Raw genomic sequence first — 25951 nt, 5'->3', positions numbered from 1 at the left:
AGAACGTGATCACGCCGATGAAGCTGGCGGGCACGCGGTCGGGCCGCGCGGCCCGGCAGCGGGCCTACGAGCTGCTCGAGATGGTCGGCGTCGGCTACTGCGCGGACCGGCGGCCGGATCAGATGTCCGGCGGCGAGCAGCAGCGCGTCGCGGTCGCCCTGGCGGTGGCCAACGACCCGGAGGTGCTGTTCGCCGACGAACCGACCGGTGAGCTGGACGAGTCGACCGCGGCGGCGGTGTTCACCGCGTTGCAGACGATCAACGCCGAGCTGGGTGTGACGGTGGTGGTGGTGACCCACGACCCGAACGTGTCCACGCAGGTCCGGCGTACCGTGGCCATCCGTGACGGGCGGCTGGCCTCGGAGGTGCGCCGCAGTGCGCGGGTCACCGCCGACGGCGGCACGGAGCTGGTCAGCGAGGAGTACGCGGTGCTGGACCGGGCGGGCCGGATGCAGCTGCCGTCGTCGTTCGTGCAGGAACTGGAACTCAAGGACCGGGTGAAGCTGAACCTGGAGTCCGACCATGTGGAGGTGCGCCGTGGCTGACGAGCTGGTCAGGGTGGAGAACATTTGCCGTGACTTCGGCCGGGCCGGCAAGGTCGTGCACGCGGTGCGGGACGTGTCGTTCAGCGCCGGGCGGGGCGAGCTGGTGGCGGTGCGCGGCCGTTCGGGCGCGGGCAAGACGACGCTGCTCAACATCATCGGCGGCCTGGACCGGCCCACCTCGGGCAAGGTCTTCATCGGCGGGCAGGAGGTCACCTCCGCGGCCGAGCCTCAGCTGGTGACCCTGCGCCGAGACGTGATCGGGTTCGTGTTCCAGTCGTTCGGGCTGGTGCCGATCCTGTCCGCGGCCGAGAACGTGGGCGTGCCGCTGCGGCTGGCGAAGGTGCCGCCCGCAGAGCGCGAGCAGCGGGTGTCGGTGCTGCTGGAACTGGTCGGGGTCGGCGGGCACGCCAACCAGCGGCCGTACGAGCTGTCCGGCGGCCAGCAGCAGCGCGTCGCGGTCGCCCGCGCGCTGGCCAACGACCCGCAACTGCTCATCGCCGACGAACCGACCGGCCAGCTCGACTCCGAGACCGGCCGCCAGATCATGGACCTGCTCCGCGCCCTGGTGCACGCCCGCGGCATGACCGCACTCGTCGCCACCCACGACGCGGCACTGATGGAGATGGCCGACCGGGTCGTCACGCTGCGCGACGGCGCACTCGTCCCCTGACCTGAAAATGACCAAAGCTCCGTCCCGCTGCGGGGGCAGCGTGGGCGGAGCTTTGGCCATGGGGGGTATGTAGGAGGGCGGTCAGCCCTCCGGTTGTGCTGCTCAGTCGCCCTGACGCTGGTGCGGGATCTGACCCTGGAGCAGAGCGCGCACCTCCGACTCACGGTAGCGACGGTGGCCGCCCAGCGTGCGAATCGCACTGAGCTTGCCCGCCTTGGCCCACCGGGTCACCGTCTTCGGGTCGACGCGGAACATCGATGCGACCTCTGCCGGGGTGAGCAGGGGTTCTGGTTCGTGCGTACGCGACGCCATGCGGTCTCCTCCACAAGTACCTATAGACGTAGGCCGGGGTCCCGCCGGCCAACGCGCTACCCATAGTCCGGCTAGTCCCCGATGTCCGACATGGGCCGAACGGGTGAAGGTCCGTGGATGGACGGATGATGAATGAACGACATGTCTGCTTTTAGCGGATGAAGACAGTAATTTCATAGCTTTCGATCACTGAAAGTTACTCGAAAACTACTCACTGTCAGTTGCTTCGCTCCATCAGCTGGATCGCCCGCCACCGCTGCACGAGCTGCTCGTACGCCGCCGTGGCGGCGTCGCCGTCCTCGCGCTCCAGCCCGGCCAGACCCGTGGCGACCAGCTCGACGGAGTCGTCGTCGCGCAGCGCTTCCTCGGGAAGCAGGCCGGTGAGGCCGCCGTAGTCCAGCTCCACCACCGAGCCGGGGTGGAACGACTCCAGCCAGCGGGCGGTCTCCCGCAGCGAGTCGGTGATGGGCACGTCGCCCAGGGTCCGGCGCAGCACGCGCAGCCCCTTGTGGGCCCGCTGGCGGGCCTTGCCGATCTCGGTGCGGTAGCGCAGCACCCGGCGGGTCGGTTCGAGCACCAGGTCGCGCTCCGCCGGGGAGACCAGCACGAACCAGCGCAGCGGCACGCCCCAGGTGGCGACCTGCTCGTGCATGCGGTCCTCGGCCCGGGTCTGCTCGACCACGGTCTGCGCCAGGTCCACCAGCACCGGCGGCACGAACGCGTCGGCCAGCACCTGCGGCACCCCGTCGCGCGCCTGCAGCGCCGCCTCGGCCACCCGGACCCGCAGGTTCCAGGGGCAGACCAGGGTCACCTCGGTCTGCCCGGTCAGCCCCTGCATGACGTACGCCTCATCGGGCAGGTCCGGCAGCCGCGACCAGCCCGCGCCGAGCGCTTCGAGCACGGTCGCCCGCTGGCGGCCGGGCCCGTCGGACACGCCTACAGCGCGCCCCTCGTCGACGTAGCGGCGCCAGAATCGCTCACGTTCCGGCGCGAACGCGGTGAGCGGCTCGTAGACCCTCAGGTACGCGGCGAACTGTGACGGCACCTCGCGATCCTCCCACGATTAGGCTGTCAGCGGGAGCGTCGCTACCGCGGCGTCGCCCGACCCCTCGGAAAGACCGAGCAGGATGGGCCTCACAAGGGCCATCGACGTCACCTTGGAGCCAGCAGTGGGCGTATTCACCGACGGCAGTCACGAGCAGGTCGTGTTCTGCCAGGACCGGGCCAGCGGCCTGAAAGCGATCATCGGCATCTACTCGACGGCGCTGGGGCCCGCCTTGGGCGGCACGCGCTTCTACCCCTACGCCTCGGAGGACGAGGCCCTGCACGACGTGCTGGACCTCTCCCGCGGCATGGCGTACAAGAACGCCCTCGCCGGGCTGGACCTGGGCGGCGGCAAGGCGGTCATCTGGGGCGACCCGGACCAGATCAAGTCCGAGCAGCTGCTGCGGGCGTACGGCCGGTTCGTGCAGTCCCTGGGCGGGCGCTACTACACCGCCTGCGACGTCGGCACGTACGTGCAGGACATGGACATCGTGGCCCGGGAGACGCAGTTCGTCACCGGCCGCAGCGTGGAGTACGGCGGCGCCGGCGACTCCTCGATCCTCACCGCCTGGGGCGTCTTCCAGGGCATGCGCGCCGCGTCCGAGCACCGCTGGGGCACCCCGTCGCTGAAGGGCAAGCGGGTCGGCGTGGCCGGCCTGGGCAAGGTCGGCAAGTACCTCGTCGCGCACCTCGTCGAGGACGGCGCCGAGGTCGTGGCCACCGATGTCCACCCGAAGGCCCTGGAATGGGCCAAGGCGACGTACCCGCAGGTGAGCCTGGTGGCCGACGCGACCGCACTGATCACCAGCGACATCGACGTCTACGCGCCCTGCGCGCTGGGCGGCGCGCTCAACGACGACACCGTGCCCGCGCTGCGGGCCCAGATCGTCGCCGGCGCGGCCAACAACCAGCTCGCCCACACCGGCATCGAGAAGCTGCTGGTCGACCGCGGCATCCTGTACGCACCCGACTACCTGGTCAACTCGGGCGGTGTGATCCAGGTCGCGGACGAGATCGACGGCTTCAACTTCGAGCGGGCCAAGCTGCGCGCCACCAAGATCTACGACACCACCAAGCGGATCCTGGAGCTGGCCGACACCGAGGGCATCTCGCCGGCCTCCGCCGCCGACCGCCTCGCCGAGCAGCGCATGGCCGAGGTGGGCCGCCTGCGCACCATCCGGATCTAGCGCCACGCCCGGATCTAGATCATTCGAGTTGCCTGGCAATCGTGCGTATCTTGAGCAGTCATTCGCCCGATTGCCAGGCAACTTCTGCGATCAAGGACGGATTCCGGCGCTGGTCCGGAGGCTGGGCCGTCATTACTGGGGAGGGATATACTCCTTACCAGTAATAAAACGGACAGGTTCCGATGTGCTGCCAGACACCCGGTAACCCGAGATGCCGAAGTGGCCTCCTCCCATGTACCGTATGACCCACGAGAGATGTCTGACGTCATCGGGGCCCGCCTTCGGGTAGCCCCGTCATTCATGTGCGAGGGGGTCGGCCATGGGGCGCGGCCGAGCTAAGGCCAAGCAGACTAAGGTGGCCCGGGAGTTGAAGTACCACTCCCCGAACACCGACCTCGCCGCCTTGCAGCGCGAGCTTGCCGGTAGCGAGCTCAGCAGCGGCAGCGGCAGTGCTGTTGTCGAGGATCAGCGCGAAGACGACGAGCCGGATCCGTACGACCCGTACGGGAACTACGCCGTCGACGACGACGATGAAGACGACGGTAAGGACTGGACTCCCCGCCGCTGACTTCCTGAACGACCGCCGTCTCAGCGCGGCCGGTTGTTCCAGTTGAAGAACGTCGGGATGTTCTCGAAGTGGTTCCAGGCGCAGACAGCCGTGCTGTCTGCGCCTGGCACTTCGCTTCGGGCCAGTCGTGCGAGCCGGGCCTCCTCCAGCAGGGGAGCCAGTTCGCCACGCGCGTCGCGGATCCGGTCCTCAAGAGCTTCGGACATGGTCGAGCACTCCCTCCAGTAGATGGATCTTGCTGTTGCGGCAGTGCTCGGTCTCCGTGCCGTCGAACCTTCCGTGCTCGAAGTACCGGTTGGCGGCGTGCCCGCCGCCGCAGAAGCCGAAGTACGGGCAGGTGTCCCGGCATGCCTCGACCCCGCTGAGGAACTCCGGCACCCAGCTGGTGCGCCGCGGCTCGGTCAGCAGCTCCGACAGCGGGGCCTGCAGCACGTTGCCGCTGCTGAAGTCGCCGTGCACCGGGTCGTGGAAGCCCGCCAGCTCCGGCGAGAGCAGCACCACCGCGCCGTCATACCCGACGGTCGGAATCGGGTCCAGCTCACGCGGCAGCAGGTCGCCGGACGTGCCGTCGAGCACCGCGCCGACATAGCGCAGGCTCCACTCCAGCTCGCGGACGTGGATCCGCGGGTCGGCGCGCCACGCCGCGACCAGCTCGGCCCAGAAGGCCCGCACCGCTTCCGGATCATGGGAGTTGGGGCGCTCGTTGACGCCCTCCCGCTCCTCGATGTTGACGCCGAGCGTGTCGCAGCCCAGCGTCAGGAAGTACTCGTAGAGCCGGGCCGCCACGCCCGGTCGCGGATCACCCACCACGCACAGCGCGGCGAACGGCTGGCCGTGCCGGCGCAGCGCCGCGATCCCCTTTGCGATCCGGGCGTACGCGGGCCGCCCCGCGCGCGAGACCCGCTGCCCGTTGAGGTCCTCGGGCCCGTCCACGCTCACGCTCACCCGCACCCCGCGGGCGGCGAAGAACTCGCACCAGGCGTCGTCCAGCAGCGTCGCGTTGGTCTGCACGTGCTGTTCCACCGCGGGCCCGAAAGGGGCCATCAGCGCCCCCAGATGCTCCCTGCCGGCCGCAAGGGGCTCACCCCCGTGCCACACCACCGAGAAGCGGTCCCGGGCCGCCCAGACGTTCGCATCGGCCGCCACCGCCCGCGCCACCTCCACCGGCATCCGGCGGTCCTGCGCACGCAGGGGCAGGTAGCAGTAGACGCAGTCCAGGTTGCACAGGGTCGTGGGCTGCATCACCACATATGCCGGCACGCGGGAGACCCCGCGCATGCCGTTGACGACGGCCACCCCACCATTCCAGCAAACCGCGCCGCCTTCTGTCTCCTCACTCCCGCCCGGTGCGTCCCGACACGCCGCGCAACGGGCCCCGCACACGCAGACGCCCCCCGGGAACTCCGGAGGGCGTCTGCTGTTCACGAGTGCTGACGATCAGTCGTCGAGCCAGTCGAGACGGCGGTTGTCCCGGTTGCTGCGGCGGTCGTCGTGGTAACCGCTGCCCTGCTGGCCGTAGCCGCCCTGGGCGCCGTACGGGTCCTGCTGGCCGTAATCGGCGGCCGGCGGGGTGCCGTACGGGTCCTGCTGCTGGCCGTAGCCGGCCTGGGCGCCGTACGGGTCCTGCTGCCCGTAACCGGGCTGCTGCTGGCCGTACCCGGCGGGCTGCTGAGCGCCGTACGGGTCCTGCTGGCCGTAGCCGCCGGCCTGCTGGCCGTACGGCTCCTGGCCGTAGCCCGGCTGCTGCTGGCCGTACCCGCCCGGCTGCTGGCCGTAGGCGCTGCCGCCGGACGTCGGGCCCGCGTAGTGCGTGGGCTCGTCGTACTGGCCCTGGTAGCCCTGCTGCTGGCCGTAGCCCGCCTGCTGGCCGTAGCCCTGCTGCTCGCCGTAGCCGGCCTGCTGGCCGTAGCCCTGGTCGTAGCTGGGCTGCCCGCCGCTGTAGCCGGAGGTCGGGGTGGTCGAACCGTAGGCGTCGGCCGGGGAGCCGCCGTAACCGGACGTCGGCGCGGCGCCGCCGTAACCGGACGTCGGGGCCGGGCTGCCGTAGCCCGAGGTCGGGGCCGGGCTGCCGTAACCGCTGGTGGGCGCGGGGCTGCCGTAGCCGCTGGTGGGCGCGGGGCTGCCGTAGCCGCTCGTCGGCGCGACGGGGGAGCCGTAGCCGCCTGCGGCCTGGCCGTCGTAGCCGCCGTACTGGGTCGGCTGCGCGGGCGAGCCGTAGCCGCCGCCGTACTGCTGGGTCGGCTGGGCCGGGGCGCCGTAGGGCTGCTGTGGGCCGCGCTGCGCGGGCACGCCGCCGTACTCGCCGGGGCGGTGCATCACCGTCGCGTCGGCACCCGGACGGGCCACCATGGTCGGGTCGGCGGGGCGGCCATAGGCGCCACCGCCACCGCCACCGCCGTAGGTACCGGCTCCGGCACCCGCGCGAACGGGCTGGGCCGCGGGCCGCACGCCCGGACGGCCGCGCACCGGCTCGTCGTCGTCATCGTCGTCGTCATCATCGTCATCGTCGTCGTCGTCGCCGCCGCGCTTCATCACGAGCAGGACGATCGCGCCGATGCCCAGCGCGACGAGCAGGCCACCCAGGATGATCATGATCCAGGTCATGGTGCCGAGACCGCTGTCCTCCTCGTTCGAGGCCGGGTCGGTGGCAACGGCCTCGCCGCTGGTGTCGGCGGATTCCTCGGCGGCCGGGCTCTCCTCGCCGGTCGGCGTCACCTCTGCGGTCGGCGACGCGGTCGCGCTCGGGTTGACCATCGAGATGTTGACGTCGGCCTTCGACTGCCCGGCGTTCAGGGTCACCGACGCGGACTTCAGCGTGTACGGGTCCTTGCTGACCGTGACGACGATCAGGCCCGGCGCGATCGCACCGGTCTTGGCCGGGTCGAACAGGAAGGTGCCGGCCGCGCCCGTCGTCTTGGTCGGGAAGTCCTTGCCGTCACCGTCGGACAGCGCCACGAGTGCGCCGCTGATCGGGTCACCGGTCTTCTGATCCCGAACCACACCCGAGATCTTCCCGGTGGTCTCCGGCGCCTGCTGGGTGGCGCCCTTGATCGTGACGGTCAGCGTCTTCTGCTGGTTGCCCAGCACCACCGTGACAGCGTCACCCGCGATCGAGGCCGCACTGGACGACGCCTTCAGCTTCAGGTTGCACGAACCCGACTTCGCATTCCCCGGTCCGCCCCCGGCGTCGAAGGTGACGACACAGTCGCCGTCCTTGCTGAGCCCGCCGGGAAGGCTTGCCAGGGTAACGCTCACCGGGCCGCCTGCCGGGTCCTCAGATTTCGCGTTGACCTGCACAACCTCGTCGCTGCCGGCATCAATCGTGATGGAGCCGGGCGAGATCGTAAGTTCACTGACACTGGGTGCCGCTTGCGCTGGGGATGTGACGCCGATGAGAGTGCCGAGTGACACCATCGCTACCACTCCGACGCGTGCCAACCAGGACCGTCGCTGGGTAGTCACGGCCACCGCCTTCCAAGCTCCTCGATATCCCACAGCGATCGGGGTGTGGGGGGCGCTGCGGGAATACACCGACCGCAACTATGCCTTGCGAAGCAAGGGTTGCGCGACCCAGGGCCGCCACAAAGTGAGCGGAAGTCATCTTGTATCGTCCGGTTATGTCCTCCTCGCCGGATATCTCCCCCGCCGTGACATCGGCTTTGGACTGCCTGGCCAGCGGGCAGACTCCGGAACGTTTGACGCTCCGCGATGCGGTTAGGGCATTGTTGGCACGTCTTGCGGCCACGGCACCTGGCCGTTCGGTGGAGGTGCGTGTTCCTCCTTACGGCGCGATTCAGTGCGTCGAGGGGCCAAGGCACACGAGAGGCACGCCACCGAATCTCGTCGAGACCGATCCGGTCACCTTCCTTCAGCTCGCCGCGGGCCGGGTGGATTGGGCGGCCGCGGTGGCGGATGGGCGGATTCGCGCGAGCGGCATTCGTTCCGATATCAGCAGCCTTTTCCCTATTGTCTAGGCCGCCCACCCGCGGGTTCCGGATTCAGTCACGTAGCACACAGCCCGGCCACCGGGGTGCCCACCCTGCCGGGTCACGTACACTGAGCTGCGGCGGCGATCGCCGCCGGACGCCGACACACACCACCGATGCCGGCTCACTGAGCAGGGCATCTAGGCAGCTACTGAAGCGACAAGCGCAAGGAGCAACAGGGTGCCCCGAGGCGACGGCCGGTTGAGCCACGAACTCGACCCCCACCGGCCAGGCCCGCAAGACGCATGCGGCGTCTTCGGTGTCTGGGCTCCTGGTGAAGAGGTTGCCAAGCTCACCTACTTCGGCCTGTACGCGCTGCAGCACCGCGGCCAGGAGGCCGCCGGCATCGCGGTGAGCGACGGATCCGGCGTGGTGGTCTACAAGGACGTCGGCCTGGTCGCCCAGGTCTTCGACGAGCCGACGCTGGCCAGCCTGCGCGGGCACCTCGCCATCGGGCACGCGCGCTACTCGACCACCGGCGACTCGACCTGGGAGAACTCCCAGCCCACGCTGCAGTCGACCACCTCGGGCACCACAATCGCGCTGGCCCACAACGGCAACCTGGTGAACACCGCCGACCTGGCCCGCCGCGCCGCCGAGCTCGGCATGGACAGCCGCGGCTCCACCAACGACACCAGCCTGGTGACGATGCTGCTGGCCGGGCACCCCGACCTGTCCGTCGAAGCCGCCGCGATGAAGGTGCTGCCGACCGTCGAGGGCGCGTTCAGCTTCGTCTTCATGGACGAGAACACCCTCTACGCCGCCCGTGACCACCACGGCGTGCGCCCCCTGGTGCTGGGCCGGCTGGAGCGCGGCTGGGTCGTCGCGAGCGAGCAGGCGGCACTGGACATCGTCGGCGCCTCCGTGGTCCGCGAGGTCGAGCCCGGCGAGCTGATCGCCATCGACGAATACGGCCTGCGCTCCTCGCGCTTCGCCGCGCCGGACCCCAAGGGCTGCCTGTTCGAGTACGTCTACCTCGCCCGCCCGGACGCGACCATCTCCGGCCGCAACATCTACTCGACCCGGGTGGAGATCGGCCGCAGGCTGGCCGCCGAGCATCCGGTCGAGGCCGATCTGGTCATCCCGGTGCCCGAGTCGGGCACCCCGGCCGCGATCGGCTACGCGGAGGCTTCCGGCATCCCCTACGGCCAGGGCCTCATGAAGAACGCCTACGTCGGGCGCACCTTCATCCAGCCGTCGCAGACCATCCGCGCGCTGGGCGTCCGCCTCAAGCTGAACCCGCTGCGCGACAACGTGCGGGGCAAGCGCCTCGTCGTGGTCGACGACTCCATCGTGCGCGGCACCACGCAGCGCGCCATCGTGCGCATGCTGCGCGAGGCGGGCGCGCTGGAGGTGCACGTGCGCATCTCCTCTCCGCCGGTGAAGTGGCCGTGTTTCTACGGCATCGACTTCGCGACCGGCGCCGAACTGCTGGCGAACGGCATGGACATGGAGGGCATCCGCCGCTCCATCGGCGCCGACTCGCTCGGCTACGTGTCGCTGGAGGGGCTCATCGCCGCCTCCGAGCAGCCGAAGAACCGCCTGTGCCGGGCCTGCTTCGACGGCGAATACCCGATCAAGCTGCCGGCCAGCAACCTGATCGGCAAACACGTGCTCGAAGGGGTCGGCCGCCGGGTCGAGTCCGAAGAGCTCAGCGGCGACCAGGTCCCAGCTCCGTCCACGGAACTGAGCCGGTCTTAGTACCACTCGTCACGGCACCGCCGACCCTTCCCAGAGCGGTGCCGCGCACCAAGAGGAGAAATACCGTGACGCACGTGACCGAGCGCCCCGTCTCCGGGCAACCGGAGAACGGAGACCGTCAGCTGTGGACGGCGGGTGGCAGCACCAACCGCCGTCGCACCGTCACCTACGCCGACGCGGGCGTGTCGATCCACGCCGGTGACAAGGCGGTGGAACTGCTGAAGGGCAAGGTCGCTCGGACGCACCGTCCCGAGGTGCTGGGCGGGCTCGGTGGTTTCTCCGGCCTGTTCAAGCTCGACACCTCCAAGTACAAGAGCCCGGTGCTGGCCTCGTCGACCGACGGCGTGGGCACCAAGCTGGCCATCGCGCAGCAGATGAACATCCACGACACGGTCGGCATCGACCTGGTCGCGATGGTCGTCGACGACCTGGTCGCGTGCGGCGCGGAGCCGCTGTTCCTGCTCGACTACATCGCCTGCGGCGAGGTCGTGCCGGACCGGGTCGCCGAGATCGGCGCGGGCATCGCCGACGGCTGCCGCTACGCCGGGTGCGCGCTGCTGGGCGGCGAGACCGCCGAGCACCCCGGCCTGATGCGCCCGGACGAGTACGACCTGTCGGCCAACGGCGTCGGCGTCGTCGAGGAGGACGAGATCCTCGGCGCGGAGCGGGTGCAGCCCGGTGACGTGGTCATCGCGATGCGCTCGTCCGGCCTGCACTCCAACGGCTACTCGCTGGTCCGCCACGTGCTCCTGGGCCAGGCCCGCCTGAAGCTCGACTCCGTCATCGAGGACCTGGGCGACCAGCGCACCCTCGGCGAGGAGCTGCTGACCCCCACCAAGATCTACGCCAAGGACTGCCTCAGCCTGATCGCCGAGTGCGACGTGCGCGCGTTCGCCCACGTCACCGGCGGCGGCATCCCCGGCAACCTGGTCCGCGTCCTGCCCAAGCACCTCGACGCGACGGTCAACCGCTCCACCTGGGCCCCCCAGCCCATCTTCGACCTGATCCAGCGCAAGGGCCGCATCGACCAGCACGACCTGGAGTCGACCTTCAACATGGGCGTCGGCATGTTCGCCGTCGTCTCCGCCGCCGACGCCGACCGCGCCATGGCCCTGCTCACCGGCCGCGGCGTCGAGTGCTGGCACGTCGGCGACATCATCGAAGGCACCGGCCAGGTCCACATGCTCGGCTCCCACACCCGCGGCTAACCCCGCCACACCGCCACACCGCCACACCCAAGATCGCGACGATCTTGCGCAAGCTGTGGGGATGACACGCCCCAATCGGGCATATCCCTAACAGTTCACGCAAGATCGTCGCGATCTTTCTTGGTGAGGGGCTTCGGCATGGGCTTGGTCAGGAGCCAGGGGTTACGGGAGCCCGGGGGTACGGGAGCCGGGGAGGGTCAGGGGAGCCAGAGGGTCAGGGAGGCGCGGAGGGTGGCGGGGTCGAGGCCGTGCCAGCGGGCGTGGTCGGCGGGGGTGCCGTAGGCATGCAGGTCACGGCGGGTTACGCCGAGGCTGAGGAGGCGGTGCGGGCGGTCGGCGAGGGCCTCGGAGATCACGTGGGCCGAGGTGCCGGCAAGGTAGGGCTCGACCAGGGCCACGTTGCCCGAGGTGGCGAGTTCGCGCAGGCCGGTGGTGTCGAACGGGCGTGGCGTGTGGGTGTAAGCCACGGTGACGTCGAGGTCCTTCGTGGCTTCGAGGACCGGGGCGAGCATCGGGCCGACTGCCACGACCAGAGCCTTCGTGCCGTGGCGCACGGGGCGCAGCGAAGACGCGTCGGCGTACGCGATGTCATTGGTCTGGGTCGACAGCCGCAGGTAGACCGGGTCGTCGTGGGCGGCGGCCGCGGTGAGCAGGGGCGCAACCTCTCCCGGGTGGCCGGGCACGTGGATGGTCCAGCCGGGCAGGGTGTCGATGAGCTGCACATCCATCGGTGACATGTGGGTGTAGCCCTCGGAAGAGCCGTCGTAGGACGCGCCCACGCTGACCAGGATCGCACCCGTGCCCTGGTGGGCCAGGTCCAGCTTGATCTGCTCGTATGCCCGGTCGACCAGGAACGTCGCGTAGCTGTGCGCGATGGGCCGGAGCCCGGTCAGCGCCAGCCCGCCCGCCACGCCGATCATGAGCTGCTCGCGGATGCCGACGTTGAGCACCCGGTCGGGGTGCTTGAGCGCCGCCCGCTCGAATGCCGCGGCCGAGATGTCGGCCAGCACCAGCGCCGTGCGGGGATCCGCGTCGATCAGCGCCGTCGCCGTGTCGATGAACGCCTGCCTCATGATCAGCTCCCCTTGGTCTCGACGACCGCCACGACCACGTGCGGCGCGCCCTCGGTCGCCTTCCTCAGCCCGGCTTCGACGGCGTCGTGGTCGCGCCCGTCGACGGTGACCGCGGTCCAGCCGTGCACCGCGAACCGGGAGGCGATCCCGCCCGGCCAGCCGTGTGACGCGCTCCGGTTGTCGATCACCACGGCGGTGACCGAGTCCAGCCCCGTCGCCCCCGCGTACGCGATGGCCTCGTGGTTGCTGCCCTCGTCCAGTTCCGCGTCGCCGAGCAGCACGTACACCCGCGGCTCCAGCCGCCCCTGGGCCCGCAGGCCAAGCGCGGTGCCCACGCCCAGGCCCAGCCCGTGCCCGAGCGAACCCGAGCTGATCTCCACGCCCGGCACCCGCAGCCGGTCCGGGTGGTGGCCGAGCGGGCTGTCCGCACCGCCGAGGTCGTCCAGCCAGTCGTGCGGGAGGAAACCCTTCGCCGCCAGCACCGCGTAGTAGGCAGCCGGACCGTGTCCCTTGGAGAGCAGGAAGCGGTCCCGGTCGGGGTCGTCGAGCCGGCGCGGGTCCACCCGCAGCACCCGGTCGTAGAGCACCCAGAGCACGTCCAGGGTCGAGAACGCGCTCGGCGCGTGCTTCTCGTCCCCGGTCAGCCGCCGAAGCAGCGGCTCGACATCCATCAGCGTCATGAGAGTAGCCTGCAAGTTAAAGTGCACTTGAACTCAAGTACGGGGGACGCGTGAAACCGGTGACGCTCACCATCGGCGAGCTGGCGGCCCGCAGCGGGGTCGCGCCGTCGGCGCTGCGCTTCTACGAGGAACGCGGGCTGATCCACTCCACCCGCACCAGCGGCAACCAGCGCCGGTATGAGCGCAGCGAGCTGCGCCGCGTCTCGTTCATCCGGATCGCGCAGCAGGTCGGGGTGTCCCTGGAGCGGATCAGGGACGCGCTGAAGGAACTCCCCGAGGGGCGTACGCCGACCAAGGCCGACTGGACCCGGCTCTCCGCCCGCTGGCGGTCCGAACTCGACGAACGCATCGCCCTGATGCAGCGCCTGCGCGACACCCTCGACGGGTGCATCGGCTGCGGCTGCCTGTCCCTGCAGTCGTGCCGGCTCTACAACCCGGGCGACGAGCTGGCCGCGCAGGGCTCCGGCCCGCGCAAGCTGCTGGGCTGATCAGCGGGACGGCGCAGCGGCCGCAATCCGCCTAAAGTGGCCGCATGACTCTCGCTGATGTCGATGTCGAGCAGCCACCGCCACCCCCGCCGCCCGCCCGCACGGGCCGCCGGCTGCGCGCGCTCGGCATCGTGGCGGGTGTGCTGGTCCTGACCTTGGCCGGGGCCGGGCTAGCCGCGAGCATGTACTACGACAGCATCCCCGAGCCGGGCGAGTTCCGGGTGGACCACGCGGTCGCGGACGTCACCGAGCTGCCGCTGCCGGTGCTCAACACGTTCGTCGCCGCCGTCGACCCCGCCTTCTACGAGGACCCGTTCCGGCCCTGGTCGGCTTCGCTGATCACCCGCCGCTACGTCGCGTACGCCGCGCAGGACGCCGACGCCTCCAGCACGCGGATCGGCATCATGGCGGACAGGCTGGACGACCAGTACACCCACCAGCAGATCCTGGGCTTCTATCTCAACACCGCCGACTTCGGCCGCGGCGCGATCGGCCTCGAACCGGCGGCCCAGGCATACTTCGGCAAGCCCGCGACCCGGCTGACCGTGGCCGAGGCCGCCGTGCTCGCAGCCGAGCTCGCCCCGGACGCCCCCGCCAACCGGATGGCGGCCTGGGAGCAGGTGCTCCGCTCCATGGTGGCGCGCGGCTGGCTGGCCCAGGCGGACCTGACCGTGCTGTCCTATCCCACCATCCGGTAGCCCGTCGCCGCCCCGGCGCAGAAGTAGCAACCCGGCCTTCGCCTGGTCGCCCGGCCATATCGCGCGGCAGGCAGGACGCTTCGGGCTGCGAACGATCGTCGATGCGTTTACCGTGACGGAATGACCCTTGTCGAACTCCCGAAGTCCGCGGCGGCAGCCATGCCCCCGCCACGCCGGCGCGTGCTGCGCTGGCTGGTGGGGACCGTGGTAGCGCTCGTGCTCCTCGCGGGCGTCGCCTTCGGCCTGGCCGAGTACTACTACACCACGGTGCCCATCCCGCGGGACAAGTCGGGCACGCAGCAGGTGCGGGCGGAGAACCTGCGCCCGGGTGTCGCCAACGCCATCGTGGCCGCCGCCGACCCGGACTTCTACCAGCAGTCGAGCGAGCTCGTCTGGCCGTCCTCGGAGATCACCAAGCGGTACGCGGTGGTCGCGATGGGAATGTCCTGGGACGACCTGGACAGCTGGCGCGTGCGCGTCGGCGCGCACAAGCTGGAGGGCTGGTACACGAAGGCCCAGCTGCTCGACTTCTACCTCAACACCGCGCACTACGGCGAGGGCGCGATCGGGCTTGAGGCGGCCGCGATGCTGTATGTCGGCAAGCACCCGCGGGACCTCACCGTCGCCGAGGCGGCGCTGCTCGCGGCACACCTCGACCCCGTCCCGGGCGACGTGCGGGCCGCCTGGAACAGGGTGCTCGACACGATGGTCGAGCGCGGCTGGCTGTACGCCACCGAGCGGGCCGGGCTGACCTTCCCCGCCACTACCGGCGGCTGACGCCGGGACGGCCACCACCGCGCGGACGCTCTGCGATGTGGTGGCCGTCCGTCAGCTCACCTGCCGCGAGGCTCAGGTCCCCAGCTTGGACCGCATGAACTCCTGGTCGCCGACGCGGAGGTGCAGGTGGCTGAATCTCAGCTCCCGCATGATCTGCTCGACCGGATCCGCGGGGAAGTCGAACTCGAACGTCAGTGTGCGCAGACCCGGCGACAGCTCGGCGAACCGGCACAGCACCCAGTTCTGCGCCCCGTCGGCGCAGCCGTTCCGCTCGACCTTGTACCCGCTCGCGGCCGGAAGTGACACCAGCACCGACAGCGGCCTGCCCGGATCGAGCTCAGCGAGCACGTCCACGGTCACCGTGAGCGTCGCCGGGCGGCGACCGCCGACCGCCGGGCCGAAGGCCAGCCGGTCGACTGTCACGCTGAACCAGCCGCCCGACTGCTCGAACGCGAACGCAGGCGAACCGGCCACCTGTGTGAACCCGTCGCCGTTCCAGCGGAACACGCGCCACTGCCAGATGCCGACCGGGCCGTCGGACAGGTCGGAGTACGTCGCCTCGATGTTGCCGACCTCGACGCGCACCTGGCCGGGCCCCGCGCCAGTGATCTTTCTGATCCGCTCGACCGCATTGGGCGTGCGCTCGGACCCGACCGTGTGCGGTTCGATCTGCGCCACCACGCCGATCGTCACGAATTTGTCGTCGTCGCGCCGGAAGGCCACCACCTGGCCGAGCGGGATCTCCCCGGGCCGGCAGAAGATCAGCGCGACCAGTTCAGGTGTGCCGTCGTCGTCAAGATCCGTGCTCACCACACTGTCGATGTATCTGTTGCCCGCCTTGCCGTCGTCGAACTTGGTCCAGCCGCCCGGACATTCCCCAGGGAAGACAGCGAAGGCGTGCAGGTCCAGCGCCGCATCCGCCAGGCCGAGCAGGTCGCCACCCGTGACGGCCGGGGACGGCGACACGGGCCGCGGGCTCGGGCTCGCCGCCGCCGACCGTTGCGGGGCCGTGGTCAGGGTGACTCCCGGGTTCGGATCGCCCTGCGGCGGGCCGGCGAGGGTGGCGTACGTGCCGCCCCCGACCAGCACGGCGAGCACCGCGCAGGCCGCCACCCCGGCGGTGCGGACCCGTCGGCGGTGTCGCACGGTGGAGAACGCGGCCGCGGCGCCCTCGGGACGGATCAGCGGGTCGGTCTCGGCGCGATACGAGTCGAACGCGGAGACCAGGACGTCCTCACGGTCGAGGTCGGACATGGTGGGGCTCCTTCCGGGCCTCGGTGAGCTGGGCGGCGAGTGCGGCACGACCTCGGTGGAGCCAGGACTTCACGGTGCCCTCGGCGACCTCCTCCTGCTCGGCGATCTCCGCGATGGTGAGCTGGCCGAGGTAGAACAGGACGCAGGCGCGACGCTGCGTGGCAGGCAGCCCAGCCAGGGCACGGGTCAGCGCGACCCGGTCCGGGCCGGGTGCGGCCACGTGCTCCTCGCGCTGGCGGCGCAGAAAGTTCAGCGCGGTACGCCGCCGGCGCCAGCCGCTGGTCGCCAGGTTCCAGGCGACCCGCCGCACCCACGCCGCCGGATCTGCGTACCGGGCGATGCCCTCCCACCGGGCCAGCACGCGGCAGAACGCCTCCTGCACCATGTCCTGCGCCTCGGCAAGGTCGCCCAGGTATGCGTTGAGCTGCAGGGTCAGGCTGTGGAAATGCGCGGCGTAGCACTCCTCGAAGTCGGCGGGCGGAGCCGGTCCGTCGTCTCTGTCAGGGGTCATGTCTCCCCGTCTCTCCCCTGTCCGGAACGGACCCGGTGGCCCGTCGCGACATCACGCTCCACCGCGCCGGGAGGTTGCGAAGATCTTCTGGGAGAAACGGCGCCGGAAACGGCTTCGGGTGCCATCCCGGCCGCTCGCGCGGTGGGACGGCACCCGAAGGCAACCGTTGGCGACGTGGCGGGCTAGCTCTCGGCCCGCCGCTCGGTCTCGTCGGTCTGTGCCGGCTCGCTCGGCTCGGCGAACGGCTCGCCCTCGGCGAGCAGCGCCGCCGGGGCCTCCGCCTCGACCGCGACGGTCTCGGTGATCTCGACGGTCTCGACCACCAGCACGGTCTCGGCCGGCGACCCGGCGGTGACGGCCTCGGCCGCACCGGACTCGCCCGCGCCGAACATCCGCGGCAGGGTGCCGGAGAAGGCCTCGCGCAGCTCGGACTGCGACACGGTGAAGCGGCCCGCCTCGCCGTGGCCGATGACCGTCAGGTCCGCGCCCTCGTCGTCGACCTGGCCCAGGATGGTCGCCGGCAGCTCGTGCTCGGCCAGCAGCGACTCGAACGCCTGGCGGTGGCCCACCGGAACGCTGATCAGCACCCGGCCGGCCGACTCGCTGAACAGCGACACGAACGGCTCGATGTCCACGGGCAGGGTCACCGTCGCGCCCAGGCCCTTGCGCAGCACCGACTCGACCAGCGCCTGTGCCAGACCACCGTCGGACAGGTCGTGTGCCGAGCGGACCAGGCCGGTCTCGGCGGCCCGCTGCATGAAGCCGGCGATGGCCTGCTCCCGGGCGAAGTCGACCTTCGGCGGGCGACCGCCGAGGTGCTGGTGCGCCACCCACGCCCACTCGGAGCCGGACAGCTCCAGGCTGGTCTCGCCCAGCAGCACCAGCACGTCGCCGGTGTGGCTGAAGCCCATCGGGATGCGCTGCGCCACGTTCTCCAGCACGCCGAGCACGCCCACGACCGGCGTCGGGTGGATCGCCACCGCGCCGGTCTGGTTGTAGAAGCTGACGTTGCCGCCGGTCACCGGGATGCCCAGCTCCTGGCAGCCGTCGGCGATGCCGCGCACGGCCTCGGCGAACTGCCACATGACCGCCGGGTCCTCCGGCGAGCCGAAGTTGAGGCAGTCGGTGACGGCGACCGGCTCGGCGCCGGTGACGGCCACGTTGCGGTACGCCTCGGCCAGGGCCAGCTTCGCGCCCTCGTACGGGTCGAGGCGGGCGAAGCGGGAGTTGCAGTCCAGGGAGAGCGCGACGCCCAGCCCGGTCTCCTCGTCGAGGCGGACGATGCCGGAGTCCTCCGGCTGCGCCAGCACGGTGTTGCCCAGCACGTAGCGGTCGTACTGCTCGGTCACCCAGCTGCGGTCGCACAGGTTCGGCGACGCGGCCAGCTTGAGCATCGTGTCCTTGAGCTGGAAGTCGTGGTGCGGGCGGGGCAGCGTCTCCGCGCGGTCCGCCTGCAGCAGGATCAGGTCCGCGGGCTCCCGCAACGGCCGGGCGTACACCGGGCCGTCGTCGGCGAGGCTGCCCGGGGGCACGTCCACCACGGTCTCGCCGTGGAAGGTGATCCGGACCCGGCCGGTGTCGGTCACGACGCCGATCGGGGTCGCGATGACGCCCCACAGCTGGGCGATGCCGAGCACCGCGTCCAGCTTGGCCGGCTCCACGACGAAGAGCATGCGCTCCTGCGACTCGCTGGCCAGGATCTCGTGCGGCTCCATCGAGGCCTCACGCAGGTGGACCTTCTCCAGCTGGATGTCCATGCCGGTGCCCGCCGAGGCGGCGGTCTCGGTGAGCGCGCAGGTCAGGCCCGCGCCGCCGAGGTCCTGCACACCGACGATCAGCTTCGCCGCGTACAGCTCCAGGCAGGACTCGATGAGCAGCTTCTCGGTGAACGGGTCGCCCACCTGCACGCTCGGCCGGCGCTGCTGCGACTCGTCGTCGAAGGTCGCGCTCGCCAGCACCGACACGCCGCCGATGCCGTCGCGGCCGGTCTTCGCGCCCATCAGCACCACGATGTTGCCGGGGCCGTCGGCCTCCTTGCGCTGCAGGCCGTCGACCGGCAGCACGCCCAGGCTGAGCGCGTTGACCAGCGGGTTGCCCTGGTAGCACTCGTCGAAGAAGACCTCGCCGCCGACGTTGGGCAGGCCCAGGCAGTTGCCGTAGCCGCCGACGCCCGCGACCACGCCGGGCAGCACCCGCTGGGTGTCCGGGTGGTCCGCCGCGCCGAAGCGCAGGGAGTCCATCACCAGGATCGGGCGGGCGCCCATGGCGAGGATGTCGCGCACGATGCCGCCGACCCCGGTCGCCGCACCCTGGTAGGGCTCGACGAACGACGGGTGGTTGTGCGACTCGACCTTGAAGGTGACCGCGATCTTCTCGTTGATCTGGATGACACCGGCGTTCTCGCCGATGCCGGCCAGCATCCGGTCGGACGGCGGGGCCTTCTCGCCGAACTGGCGCAGGTGCACCTTGCTCGACTTGTACGAGCAGTGCTCGCTCCACATGATCGAGTACATGGCCAGCTCGGACTGGGTCGGCCGGCGGCCCAGGATCTGCTTGATCCGCTGGTACTCGTCGTCCTTGAGGCCCAGCTCAAGGTAGGGCTGCAGCTCTTCGGGGGTGGACTCGGCGTCCTTCACCGTGTCCACGCTCATCGCTTCGAGGTTCATGCTGCCGCCTTAGCGTCGGCCAGGTGCTTCAGCACCGACGAGAAGAATCCGAGGCCGTCCAGCGACGGGCCGGTCAGCGCCTCGACCGCGTGCTCCGGGTGGGGCATGATGCCCAGCACGTTGCCGGCCTCGTTGCGGATCGCCGCGATGTCGCGGGTCGATCCGTTCGGGTTGCCGCGGACGTAGCGCGCGACGATCTGGCCGTTGGCCTCGAGCTCGTCCAGGGTGCGCTCGTCGGCGACGTAGCAGCCCTCGCCGTTCTTCACCGGGATCAGGATCTCCTGGCCCTCGGCGAAGTGGTTCGTCCAGGCCGTCGAGGAGTTCTCCATCCGCAGCCACTGGTCGCGGTTGCGGAAGTGCAGGTGCTGGTTGCGGGTCAGCGCGCCGGGCAGCAGGTGGGCCTCGCAGAGGATCTGGAAGCCGTTGCAGATGCCCAGGACCGGCATGCCACCGCGGGCGGCGTCGGCGATCGTCTCCATCACCGGCGCGAACCGGGCGATCGCGCCGCAGCGCAGGTAGTCACCGTAGGAGAAGCCGCCCGGGAGCACCACGGCGTCGACGCCGTGCAGGTCCGGGTCGGCGTGCCAGAGCCGTACGACCTCGGCTCCGGAGATACGTGCGGCACGGGCCGCGTCCCCGTCGTCCAGCGAACCGGGGAAGGTCACCACACCGATCTTGCTCATGCTGCTTCGACTACCCGGATCTCGTAGTCCTCGATGACCGGATTGGCGAGGAGCTTGTCCGCGATCTCGCGGGCCCTCTCCAGGTCGGCATCTCCGGCGAAATCGATCTCCACACGACGACCGATACGCACTGAGGCGACGTCATTGACGCCCAGGCGGGGCAGCGCGTTCGCAACGGCCTGCCCCTGCGGGTCGAGGATCTCGGGCTTAAGCATGACGTCAACCACGACGCGAGCCACGGGGAAACTCCTGACTTTTTTCTATGTCTGCCTGTCCGCCACGGGCACCACCAGATTACCGGTCGGCCAAGTCGCCCCTTATTCTGGGGATCGGCAAAAGTCCCACGAGTTGACTGCTTTCACAGAGCTGAGAGCAAGGTCACGACCGCGAGGACCGTACACACCCCGGCTCCGACGTAACGGATGACTGCCAGTCTCACCCGTTTCAACAGCCATCGACCGAGAAGCACGGCGAGTCCGGAAACCGTCGCCAGACCGAGCCAGCCGCCCAGAAACGTCGGCAACATCGGGCGTCCGCTGGCGACCAGACCCGCCAGCAGCAGTTGCGACAGATCGCCCCATTCGGCGGTGAACAGCACCACGAAACTGGCGGCCGCCGCCCGCCAGCCCCGCTTCGGCTCGACGGCCTTGGCCTCGAACTCGGCCTCCTGCTCCTTCTCCTCCGCGTCGGCCTGCTTCGCGCCCCGGGCCAGGACGAACGCCCCTACCGCGAACAGCAGCGCGGCCACCAGCTGCACCGGCCGGGTCGGCAGCTTGGTCAGCAGCACGCCGAACCCCACCGCGATCACGCACTGCACCCCGAACGCCGCGACCGCACCGAGCCAGGTGGGCAACGGACGGTAACGGGTGCTCAGCACGAGCGTCGCCACGAACGTCTTGTCCGGCAGTTCGACCGGAACGATCGCGACATAGGCGACCAACAGCGCGGTGAGGAACTCCACGTGCCGATCCTCCCAGCTCAACGCACACCCACGGGGCCGACAGGCGCACCGCGGCGGTGCCCTTCCTTTGCTCGGGTCAGAGGATGGCGGCGGGCGTGTAGGCGGCGGCGGTGGGGTGGTGCGCGGCGATCTTCTCGACCTGGGCGACGATCGCGGCGACCTGGGCGGAGGCGGCGCCGACGAAGGCGGAGCGGTCGGCGACCAGGGCATCGATCTCGGCGCGGGACAGGCCGAGGCGGGTGTCGGCGGCGAGGCGGTCGAACAGGTCGTTGTCGGCCTGGCCCCGCTCGCGCATGGCCAGCGCCACGGCGACCGCGTGCTCCTTGATCGCCTCGTGCGCGGTCTCCCGGCCGACGCCCTTCTTCACTGCGCCGACCAGCACCTTCGTGGTGGCCAGGAAGGGCAGGTAGCGGTCCAGCTCGCGGTTGATGACCGCCGGGTACGCGCCGAACTCGTCGAGCACGGTCAGGAAGGTCTGGAACAGGCCGTCCAGGGCGAAGAAGGCGTCCGGCAGGGCCACCCGGCGCACCACCGAGCAGGACACGTCGCCCTCGTTCCACTGGTCACCGGCCAGCTCCCCGGCCATGCTCGCGTAGCCGCGCACGATCACGGCCAGGCCGTTGACCCGCTCGCTGGAACGCGTGTTCATCTTGTGCGGCATCGCCGACGAGCCGACCTGGCCGGGCTTGAAACCCTCGGTGGCCAGCTCCTGGCCCACCATCAGCCGGATCGTGGTGGCCAGGCTCGACGGCGCGGACGCGGCCTGGGCCAGCGCGGTGAGCACGTCGAAGTCGAGCGAACGCGGGTACACCTGGCCCACGCTGTCGAGCACCCGCTGGAAGCCGAGGTGGCCGGCGACCCGGCGCTCCAGCTCGGCGACCTTCGCGGCGTCGCCGTCGAACAGGTCGAGCTGGTCGGCCGACGTGCCGACCGGGCCCTTGATGCCGCGCAGGGGGTAGCGGGCGATCAGCTCGTCGAGGCGCTCGTACGCGATGAGCATCTCCTGCGCCGCGCTCGCGAACCGCTTGCCCATGGTCGTGGCCTGCGCCGGGACGTTGTGCGAGCGTCCGGCCATGATCAGGTTTTCGTACTCGGCGGCGCGGGCGGCCATCCGGGTCAGCGCGGCGACGATCCGGTCCCGGATCAGCAGCAGCGAGTCGCGGATCTGCAGCTGCTCGACGTTCTCGGTGAGGTCGCGCGACGTCATGCCCTTGTGGATCTGCTCGTGCCCGGCCAGCGCGCTGAACTCCTCGATGCGCGCCTTCACGTCGTGCCGCGTCACCCGCTCGCGCTGCGCGATCGAGTCCAGGTCGACGGTGTCCAGCACCCGCTCGTACGCCTCGATGACGCCGTCCGGGAGCGCGATGCCCAGGTCGCGCTGCGCGCGAAGGACGGCGAGCCAGAGCCGCCGCTCGGCGCGGACCTTCTCCTCGGGTGACCACAGCGTCACCAACTCGGTGGAGGCATACCGGGTGGCCAGGACATTCGGAACGTGCGGGCGCTTTGTCACGTGCCTCATTCTCGCACGCACCGATCGACGACCCTGGCGAGGCCATGCGGGCGCGCATATACTCGGGAGCCAAGTCGTATATATGTAACGCGAGGGGGAGCGCCGATGGTGAAGATGCTGATCGACATCGAAGAGGAACTGCTCGCCGAAGCAGCCAAGGTCCTCGGCACCAAGACCAAGAAGGACACCGTCAACACGGCCCTGCGGGAGTCGGCCGCCAGGCTACGCCGCGCCCGCGCCCTGGACGAGTTACGGCAACTGGGCGAGGCCGGATACTTCGACGAGCTATTGGACAAGAACAACTATCGTCCGAAGCCATGACTGTCGACTACCTGATCGATACCAGTGCCCTGGTGCGGCTGCTTCGACCCGGTTCGGCGACCCTCGGTTGGGATCAGCAGATCGAACAAGGACTGGTCGGCGTCTGCCCGATCACGGAACTTGAACTTCTCTTTGCCGCAAGGTCGCTGGTCGACCGGAAGAAGATCGTTGCACTCCTGAGCGATGCCTACCCCGGGGTGCCGATGCCTGATGACGTCTACCGCCGGGCAACGCAAGTGCAGGACCTACTGACGCAGAAGGGTCAGCACCGCAGTGCCGGGCCGATCGATCTGCTGGTGGCGGCGGCCGCGGAGCTGAGCGGGCTGACCGTGCTGCACTACGACGGGGACTTCGACGTGATCAAGCGAGCCACCGGGCAACCCGCCCAGTGGCTCGCTCCGCCCGGCACCATCCGCTAGGCGAGCACCTGCTCCGCGACCTCGCTCGCGATCGACTGCAACTGCGCCACCGACAGCGGCGGCTGCTCCTGGAACGCGGTCGCCACGTCGCCGCGCGGTCCCCGGTTGTGACTGGCCAGCAGAAGGTAACGGCCGTCGGCCAGCTTCACGGTGACCTTGTGGTAGACGAACACCTCTCCCGATTCCGCCTCGTCGCGCAGCGTCTCCGCCGGCGGCCCCGGATCGCCGCCGACGGCGGGCACCACCGTCAGTTCCAGCATCCCCCGCCGGCCGTCCGTCAGAATGCCGCTGCGGCCCAGGAAGAGCGTGTGCTCGTTGCCCTGCCCGTCGATCTTGCCGTCGAAGTGCACCGCGAAAGGCAGCCCGTCGGGCTGATCCGGCTCGCCGGGCTTCGACGGGAAGAACAGCCACTGACGATCCGGAGCGACCTCCACCACCGCCGAATTCAGCACCTCGCCGAGCCGCCGCGCCGTCGTGGCCGCCTCCTCCTCGGTGCCGAACACCAGCCGGAACCCGTCAGCCGGCCCTGGAGCGCCGGTCTGTGCCGGTTCGCTGACGACCGGCACCGCCAACGGCTGCGACGGACCGCCCGGCCAGACGCCCGTGCCCAGCACCAGCGCACCGGCCGCGAGCAGGGCCAGGCCGCCCGTGGAGGCGATCCCGAACCGGCGGGCCGCCGCGCCGCGCCGCTCCCGGCGGATGATCCGGTCGACGTCCACGGCCGGTGCCGGAACCTCGCCGATGACGTCGTCGAACAACTGCTGCGTCATGACATACCCCCCATCGGGACGGCCCGCCGACGCAGCGTCTCCAGGCCTCGTGCGGATTGGCTCTTCACGGTGCCGACCGAGATGCCCAGCACCTCGGCGGTCTCCTCGACCGAGTAGTCGAGGTAGTAGCGCAGCACGACCACCGCGCGCTGCCGCGGCCCGAGCTCGCCCAGCAGGGTGTTCAGGCCGTCGCGGTCGAGGAAGCCGTGGGACTCGTGCACCGCCCGCTCCGGCAGCTCTGCGGTGACACGCTCGCGCCGCCACGGGCGGACGGTCTCGTCGAGCCAGACCCGGGTCAGGACCCGCTGGGCGTACGCCTCGGGATTGTCCGCGGCCCGGACCTTGCGCCAGTGCCGGTAGAGCCTGCCGACGGTGACCGATACCAGGTCGTCCGCGGTGTGCCAGTCCCGGCTGAGCAGATACGCGGTGCGCCGCCAGCGGTCCATCCGCTCCGCGACGAACACCCGGAACTGTTCCTCTTCGGACTTCGTCATCCCCTCACCTCCACCCGCCCGACCGGCCCCACACGTCGCGAGGTTGCACGTCCGGCAGTTTCGGGGAAACTGCGCCTTCGCACGACGAGAAACCCGCAGTTTCCCCGAAACTGCGGGAAACTGCGGGCGGGTGAGGCGGAGCGGGTCAGCGTTCGAGGACGGCTACGACGCCCTGGCCGCCGGCGGCGCAGATGGAGATGAGGGCGCGGCCGCGGCCCTTCTGGGCGAGGAGTTTCGCGGCGGTGGCGATGATGCGGCCACCGGTGGCGGCGAAGGGGTGGCCGGCGGCCAGCGAGGAGCCGTTGACGTTGAGGCGCGAGCGGTCGATGGTGCCCAGTCCGTTGGACTCCCACGCGGCCAGGGTCGCGAGCACCTGCGAGGCGAACGCCTCGTGGATCTCGTAGAAGTCGAAGTCCTGCAGCTTCAGGTCGAGGCGGGACAGCAGCTGGGGCACCGCGTACACGGGGGCCATGAGCAGGCCCTCGGGCTCCGGGTCGCCGTGCACGAAGTCGACGGCGGCGGTCTGCGCGGTGACGAAGCGGGCCAGCACCGGCAGCTTGCGCTCGGCGGCCCACTCGTCGGTGCCCAGCAGCACGACCGCGGCCCCGTCGGTCAGCGGGGTGGAGTTGCCCGCAGTCATGGTGGGGTTCTTGCCGCGCAGGCCGTAGACGGGCTTGAGCGCGCCGAGCTTGTCCAGCGAGGTGTCCGGGCGCAGGTTCTGGTCGCGGGTGAGGCCGAGGTACGGCGTGAGCAGGTCGTCGAAGAAGCCCGCGTCGTACGCGGCGGCGAGCTTGCGGTGCGAGTCCAGCGCGAGTTCGTCCTGGTCGGCGCGGGTGACGCCCCAGCGCTCGGCGGTGATCGCGGCGTGCTCGCCCATGGACAGGCCGGTGCGCGGCTCGGCGTTGCGGGGCAGCTCGGGCTTGAACGGCTGCAGCGGGCGCAGCGCCATCGCCGCCTTGATGCGCTCGCCGGTGGTCTTCGCGTTGTTGAGGCGCAGCAGGATGCGGCGGAACTGCTCGTTCAGGGCGAGGGGGGCGTCGGAGGTGGTGTCGACGCCGCCGCCGATGCCGGACTCCAGCTGCCCGAGCGCGATCTTGTTGGCCAGGTAGGTGATCGCCTGCAGGCCGGTGCCGCAGGCCTGCTGCAGGTCGACGGCGGGGGTGGCCGGGTCGAGGCCGGTGCCGAGCACGGCTTCACGGGTGAGGTTGAAGTCGCGGGAGTGCTTGAGCACCGCGCCCGCGGCCACCTCGCCGAGGCGCTGCCCGGCCAGGCCGTGCCGGGCGATGAGGCCGTCCAGCGCGGCGGTGAGCATGTCCTGGTTGGAGGCGCGCGCGTAGCGGCTGTTGGAGCGGGCGAACGGGATGCGGTTGCCGCCGATGACGGCGACCTTGCGCACTTCGGCAGTCACAACAGCCTCCTGGTGTC

General features: G+C 70.5%; 29 protein-coding genes. 12 read left to right on the top strand and 17 right to left on the bottom strand.

Annotated elements, in window-relative coordinates; translation table 11 throughout:
- Positions 1-545: ABC transporter ATP-binding protein (locus tag F9C41_RS22565; RefSeq protein ID WP_155385339.1), on the top strand; the 545-nt coding region annotated here is incomplete at its 5' end.
- Complete coding sequence (locus F9C41_RS22560) at positions 538-1215, top strand: ABC transporter ATP-binding protein (protein ID WP_230689878.1); 678 nt, start codon at positions 538-540, stop codon at positions 1213-1215. The genes F9C41_RS22565 and F9C41_RS22560, both read left to right, overlap by 8 nt.
- 102 nt (positions 1216-1317) lie before the next feature.
- Here the strand turns inward: F9C41_RS22560 and F9C41_RS22555 are convergent, their stop codons facing one another.
- Positions 1318-1527, bottom strand: coding sequence for a BldC family transcriptional regulator (locus F9C41_RS22555; protein ID WP_020522548.1), 210 nt, complete (start codon positions 1525-1527; stop codon positions 1318-1320).
- Between the two features lie 217 nt (positions 1528-1744).
- Positions 1745-2572, bottom strand: a complete 828-nt coding sequence (locus tag F9C41_RS22550; protein ID WP_120317773.1) for a hypothetical protein — start codon at positions 2570-2572, stop codon at positions 1745-1747.
- Positions 2573-2696: 124 nt separating this feature from the next.
- Between F9C41_RS22550 and F9C41_RS22545 the strand changes: the two genes are divergently transcribed.
- The gene (locus tag F9C41_RS22545; protein ID WP_196279892.1) at positions 2697-3758 is read left to right on the top strand and encodes a Glu/Leu/Phe/Val family dehydrogenase; all 1062 of its coding nucleotides are present in this window, start codon (positions 2697-2699) and stop codon (positions 3756-3758) included.
- Positions 3759-4077: 319 nt separating this feature from the next.
- A complete protein-coding gene (locus F9C41_RS22540) occupies positions 4078-4326 on the top strand; it encodes a DUF3073 domain-containing protein (protein ID WP_155388795.1) in 249 nt (82 codons plus the stop codon).
- Between the two features lie 20 nt (positions 4327-4346).
- Here the strand turns inward: F9C41_RS22540 and amcA are convergent, their stop codons facing one another.
- The 3 genes from amcA to F9C41_RS22525 form a co-directional block, all read right to left on the bottom strand.
- Positions 4347-4532 (bottom strand): multiple cyclophane-containing RiPP AmcA, encoded by a 186-nt coding sequence (gene amcA / locus F9C41_RS22535; protein ID WP_155388794.1) that lies wholly within the window; start codon positions 4530-4532, stop codon positions 4347-4349.
- The gene (gene amcB / locus F9C41_RS22530) at positions 4516-5604 is read right to left on the bottom strand and encodes a cyclophane-forming radical SAM peptide maturase AmcB (RefSeq protein WP_155388832.1); all 1089 of its coding nucleotides are present in this window, start codon (positions 5602-5604) and stop codon (positions 4516-4518) included. Before amcB ends, amcA begins: the two co-directional genes overlap by 17 nt.
- A 159-nt stretch (positions 5605-5763) precedes the next feature.
- Positions 5764-7581 carry a carboxypeptidase regulatory-like domain-containing protein gene (locus tag F9C41_RS22525; RefSeq protein ID WP_196279891.1) on the bottom strand — a complete coding sequence of 606 codons (1818 nt, stop codon included), beginning with the start codon at positions 7579-7581 and terminating at the stop codon, positions 5764-5766.
- 362 nt (positions 7582-7943) lie between these two features.
- Between F9C41_RS22525 and F9C41_RS22520 the strand changes: the two genes are divergently transcribed.
- The 3 genes from F9C41_RS22520 (at position 7944) to purM (ending at position 11221) form a co-directional block, all read left to right on the top strand.
- Entirely contained in the window at positions 7944-8300 is a 357-nt protein-coding gene (locus F9C41_RS22520; protein WP_155388792.1) for a sterol carrier family protein, read from the top strand.
- Positions 8301-8492: 192 nt separating this feature from the next.
- Positions 8493-10013 (top strand): amidophosphoribosyltransferase, encoded by a 1521-nt coding sequence (purF, locus tag F9C41_RS22515; protein ID WP_155388791.1) that lies wholly within the window; start codon positions 8493-8495, stop codon positions 10011-10013.
- Between the two features lie 65 nt (positions 10014-10078).
- Complete coding sequence (gene purM, locus F9C41_RS22510; RefSeq protein WP_155388790.1) at positions 10079-11221, top strand: phosphoribosylformylglycinamidine cyclo-ligase; 1143 nt, start codon at positions 10079-10081, stop codon at positions 11219-11221.
- A 197-nt stretch (positions 11222-11418) separates the two neighbouring features.
- Here purM and F9C41_RS22505 read toward each other — a convergent pair whose 3' ends face one another.
- Positions 11419-12294, bottom strand: coding sequence for a transketolase family protein (locus F9C41_RS22505; protein ID WP_155388789.1), 876 nt, complete (start codon positions 12292-12294; stop codon positions 11419-11421).
- A 2-nt stretch (positions 12295-12296) separates the two neighbouring features.
- Positions 12297-12974 carry a transketolase gene (locus F9C41_RS22500; protein WP_407924723.1) on the bottom strand — a complete coding sequence of 226 codons (678 nt, stop codon included), beginning with the start codon at positions 12972-12974 and terminating at the stop codon, positions 12297-12299.
- 50 nt (positions 12975-13024) lie between these two features.
- Between F9C41_RS22500 and soxR the strand changes: the two genes are divergently transcribed.
- The 3 genes from soxR (at position 13025) to F9C41_RS22485 (ending at position 14937) form a co-directional block, all read left to right on the top strand.
- Positions 13025-13462, top strand: coding sequence for a redox-sensitive transcriptional activator SoxR (soxR, locus tag F9C41_RS22495; RefSeq protein WP_155388788.1), 438 nt, complete (start codon positions 13025-13027; stop codon positions 13460-13462).
- A 44-nt stretch (positions 13463-13506) separates the two neighbouring features.
- Positions 13507-14160, top strand: coding sequence for a transglycosylase domain-containing protein (locus F9C41_RS22490; protein WP_155388787.1), 654 nt, complete (start codon positions 13507-13509; stop codon positions 14158-14160).
- 120 nt (positions 14161-14280) lie between these two features.
- Positions 14281-14937, top strand: coding sequence for a transglycosylase domain-containing protein (locus tag F9C41_RS22485; protein ID WP_155388786.1), 657 nt, complete (start codon positions 14281-14283; stop codon positions 14935-14937).
- Positions 14938-15009: 72 nt separating this feature from the next.
- Here the strand turns inward: F9C41_RS22485 and F9C41_RS22480 are convergent, their stop codons facing one another.
- From F9C41_RS22480 to purB, 7 genes are all read right to left on the bottom strand, one after another.
- Positions 15010-16191, bottom strand: a complete 1182-nt coding sequence (locus F9C41_RS22480) for a hypothetical protein (RefSeq protein WP_155388785.1) — start codon at positions 16189-16191, stop codon at positions 15010-15012.
- Complete coding sequence (locus tag F9C41_RS22475; protein WP_155388784.1) at positions 16172-16702, bottom strand: sigma-70 family RNA polymerase sigma factor; 531 nt, start codon at positions 16700-16702, stop codon at positions 16172-16174. The genes F9C41_RS22480 and F9C41_RS22475 overlap by 20 nt, the downstream gene beginning before the upstream one ends.
- A 182-nt stretch (positions 16703-16884) precedes the next feature.
- Positions 16885-19368: a phosphoribosylformylglycinamidine synthase subunit PurL gene (purL, locus tag F9C41_RS22470; RefSeq protein ID WP_155388783.1), complete on the bottom strand. Its 2484-nt coding sequence runs from the start codon at positions 19366-19368 to the stop codon at positions 16885-16887.
- The gene (gene purQ / locus F9C41_RS22465) at positions 19365-20051 is read right to left on the bottom strand and encodes a phosphoribosylformylglycinamidine synthase subunit PurQ (RefSeq protein WP_155388782.1); all 687 of its coding nucleotides are present in this window, start codon (positions 20049-20051) and stop codon (positions 19365-19367) included. Before purQ ends, purL begins: the two co-directional genes overlap by 4 nt.
- Positions 20048-20290: a phosphoribosylformylglycinamidine synthase subunit PurS gene (purS, locus tag F9C41_RS22460; protein WP_120317757.1), complete on the bottom strand. Its 243-nt coding sequence runs from the start codon at positions 20288-20290 to the stop codon at positions 20048-20050. The genes purQ and purS overlap by 4 nt, the downstream gene beginning before the upstream one ends.
- A gap of 119 nt (positions 20291-20409) precedes the next feature.
- On the bottom strand, positions 20410-21012 hold the full coding sequence (locus tag F9C41_RS22455; protein ID WP_155388781.1) for a TMEM165/GDT1 family protein: 603 nt from the start codon (positions 21010-21012) through the stop codon (positions 20410-20412).
- Positions 21013-21088: 76 nt separating this feature from the next.
- On the bottom strand, positions 21089-22531 hold the full coding sequence (gene purB, locus F9C41_RS22450; protein WP_155388780.1) for an adenylosuccinate lyase: 1443 nt from the start codon (positions 22529-22531) through the stop codon (positions 21089-21091).
- Between the two features lie 96 nt (positions 22532-22627).
- Between purB and F9C41_RS22445 the strand changes: the two genes are divergently transcribed.
- Together F9C41_RS22445 and F9C41_RS22440 are read left to right on the top strand one after the other, a co-directional pair.
- Positions 22628-22843, top strand: coding sequence for a type II toxin-antitoxin system VapB family antitoxin (locus tag F9C41_RS22445; RefSeq protein ID WP_155388779.1), 216 nt, complete (start codon positions 22628-22630; stop codon positions 22841-22843).
- Positions 22840-23262, top strand: a complete 423-nt coding sequence (locus tag F9C41_RS22440) for a PIN domain nuclease (RefSeq protein ID WP_155388778.1) — start codon at positions 22840-22842, stop codon at positions 23260-23262. The genes F9C41_RS22445 and F9C41_RS22440 overlap by 4 nt, the downstream gene beginning before the upstream one ends.
- On the opposite strand, the gene F9C41_RS22435 is transcribed toward F9C41_RS22440, so the two are convergent.
- The 3 genes from F9C41_RS22435 to F9C41_RS22425 form a co-directional block, all read right to left on the bottom strand.
- Positions 23259-24032: a hypothetical protein gene (locus tag F9C41_RS22435; protein WP_155388777.1), complete on the bottom strand. Its 774-nt coding sequence runs from the start codon at positions 24030-24032 to the stop codon at positions 23259-23261. The genes F9C41_RS22440 and F9C41_RS22435 overlap by 4 nt on opposite strands.
- Positions 24029-24526 carry a SigE family RNA polymerase sigma factor gene (locus F9C41_RS22430; RefSeq protein WP_155388776.1) on the bottom strand — a complete coding sequence of 166 codons (498 nt, stop codon included), beginning with the start codon at positions 24524-24526 and terminating at the stop codon, positions 24029-24031. Before F9C41_RS22430 ends, F9C41_RS22435 begins: the two co-directional genes overlap by 4 nt.
- 145 nt (positions 24527-24671) lie before the next feature.
- Complete coding sequence (locus F9C41_RS22425) at positions 24672-25934, bottom strand: acetyl-CoA C-acetyltransferase (RefSeq protein WP_155388775.1); 1263 nt, start codon at positions 25932-25934, stop codon at positions 24672-24674.
- Positions 25935-25951: the final 17 nt, after the last annotated feature.

Source organism: Catellatospora paridis (assembly GCF_009720365.1).
Classification (GTDB): domain Bacteria; phylum Actinomycetota; class Actinomycetes; order Mycobacteriales; family Micromonosporaceae; genus Catellatospora; species Catellatospora paridis.
Note: the sequence above shows the minus strand (reverse complement) of the source record. Positions and strands in the feature narration are given on the sequence as shown.

Bases quoted from the DNA above. Each gene is read 5' to 3' on its own strand.
- F9C41_RS22555 (WP_020522548.1), bottom strand. From the start codon at position 1,527: ATGGCGTCGCGTACGCACGAACCAGAACCCCTGCTCACCCCGGCAGAG.
- F9C41_RS22540 (WP_155388795.1), top strand. From the start codon at position 4,078: ATGGGGCGCGGCCGAGCTAAGGCCAAGCAGACTAAGGTGGCCCGGGAG.
- amcA (WP_155388794.1), bottom strand. From the start codon at position 4,532: ATGTCCGAAGCTCTTGAGGACCGGATCCGCGACGCGCGTGGCGAACTG.
- amcB (WP_155388832.1), bottom strand. From the start codon at position 5,604: ATGCGCGGGGTCTCCCGCGTGCCGGCATATGTGGTGATGCAGCCCACG.
- F9C41_RS22520 (WP_155388792.1), top strand. From the start codon at position 7,944: ATGTCCTCCTCGCCGGATATCTCCCCCGCCGTGACATCGGCTTTGGAC.
- F9C41_RS22505 (WP_155388789.1), bottom strand. From the start codon at position 12,294: ATGAGGCAGGCGTTCATCGACACGGCGACGGCGCTGATCGACGCGGAT.
- F9C41_RS22500 (WP_407924723.1), bottom strand. From the start codon at position 12,974: ATGACGCTGATGGATGTCGAGCCGCTGCTTCGGCGGCTGACCGGGGAC.
- F9C41_RS22490 (WP_155388787.1), top strand. From the start codon at position 13,507: ATGACTCTCGCTGATGTCGATGTCGAGCAGCCACCGCCACCCCCGCCG.
- F9C41_RS22485 (WP_155388786.1), top strand. From the start codon at position 14,281: ATGACCCTTGTCGAACTCCCGAAGTCCGCGGCGGCAGCCATGCCCCCG.
- F9C41_RS22480 (WP_155388785.1), bottom strand. From the start codon at position 16,191: ATGTCCGACCTCGACCGTGAGGACGTCCTGGTCTCCGCGTTCGACTCG.
- F9C41_RS22475 (WP_155388784.1), bottom strand. From the start codon at position 16,702: ATGACCCCTGACAGAGACGACGGACCGGCTCCGCCCGCCGACTTCGAG.
- purL (WP_155388783.1), bottom strand. From the start codon at position 19,368: ATGAACCTCGAAGCGATGAGCGTGGACACGGTGAAGGACGCCGAGTCC.
- purQ (WP_155388782.1), bottom strand. From the start codon at position 20,051: ATGAGCAAGATCGGTGTGGTGACCTTCCCCGGTTCGCTGGACGACGGG.
- purB (WP_155388780.1), bottom strand. From the start codon at position 22,531: ATGAGGCACGTGACAAAGCGCCCGCACGTTCCGAATGTCCTGGCCACC.
- F9C41_RS22445 (WP_155388779.1), top strand. From the start codon at position 22,628: ATGGTGAAGATGCTGATCGACATCGAAGAGGAACTGCTCGCCGAAGCA.
- F9C41_RS22440 (WP_155388778.1), top strand. From the start codon at position 22,840: ATGACTGTCGACTACCTGATCGATACCAGTGCCCTGGTGCGGCTGCTT.
- F9C41_RS22435 (WP_155388777.1), bottom strand. From the start codon at position 24,032: ATGACGCAGCAGTTGTTCGACGACGTCATCGGCGAGGTTCCGGCACCG.
- F9C41_RS22430 (WP_155388776.1), bottom strand. From the start codon at position 24,526: ATGACGAAGTCCGAAGAGGAACAGTTCCGGGTGTTCGTCGCGGAGCGG.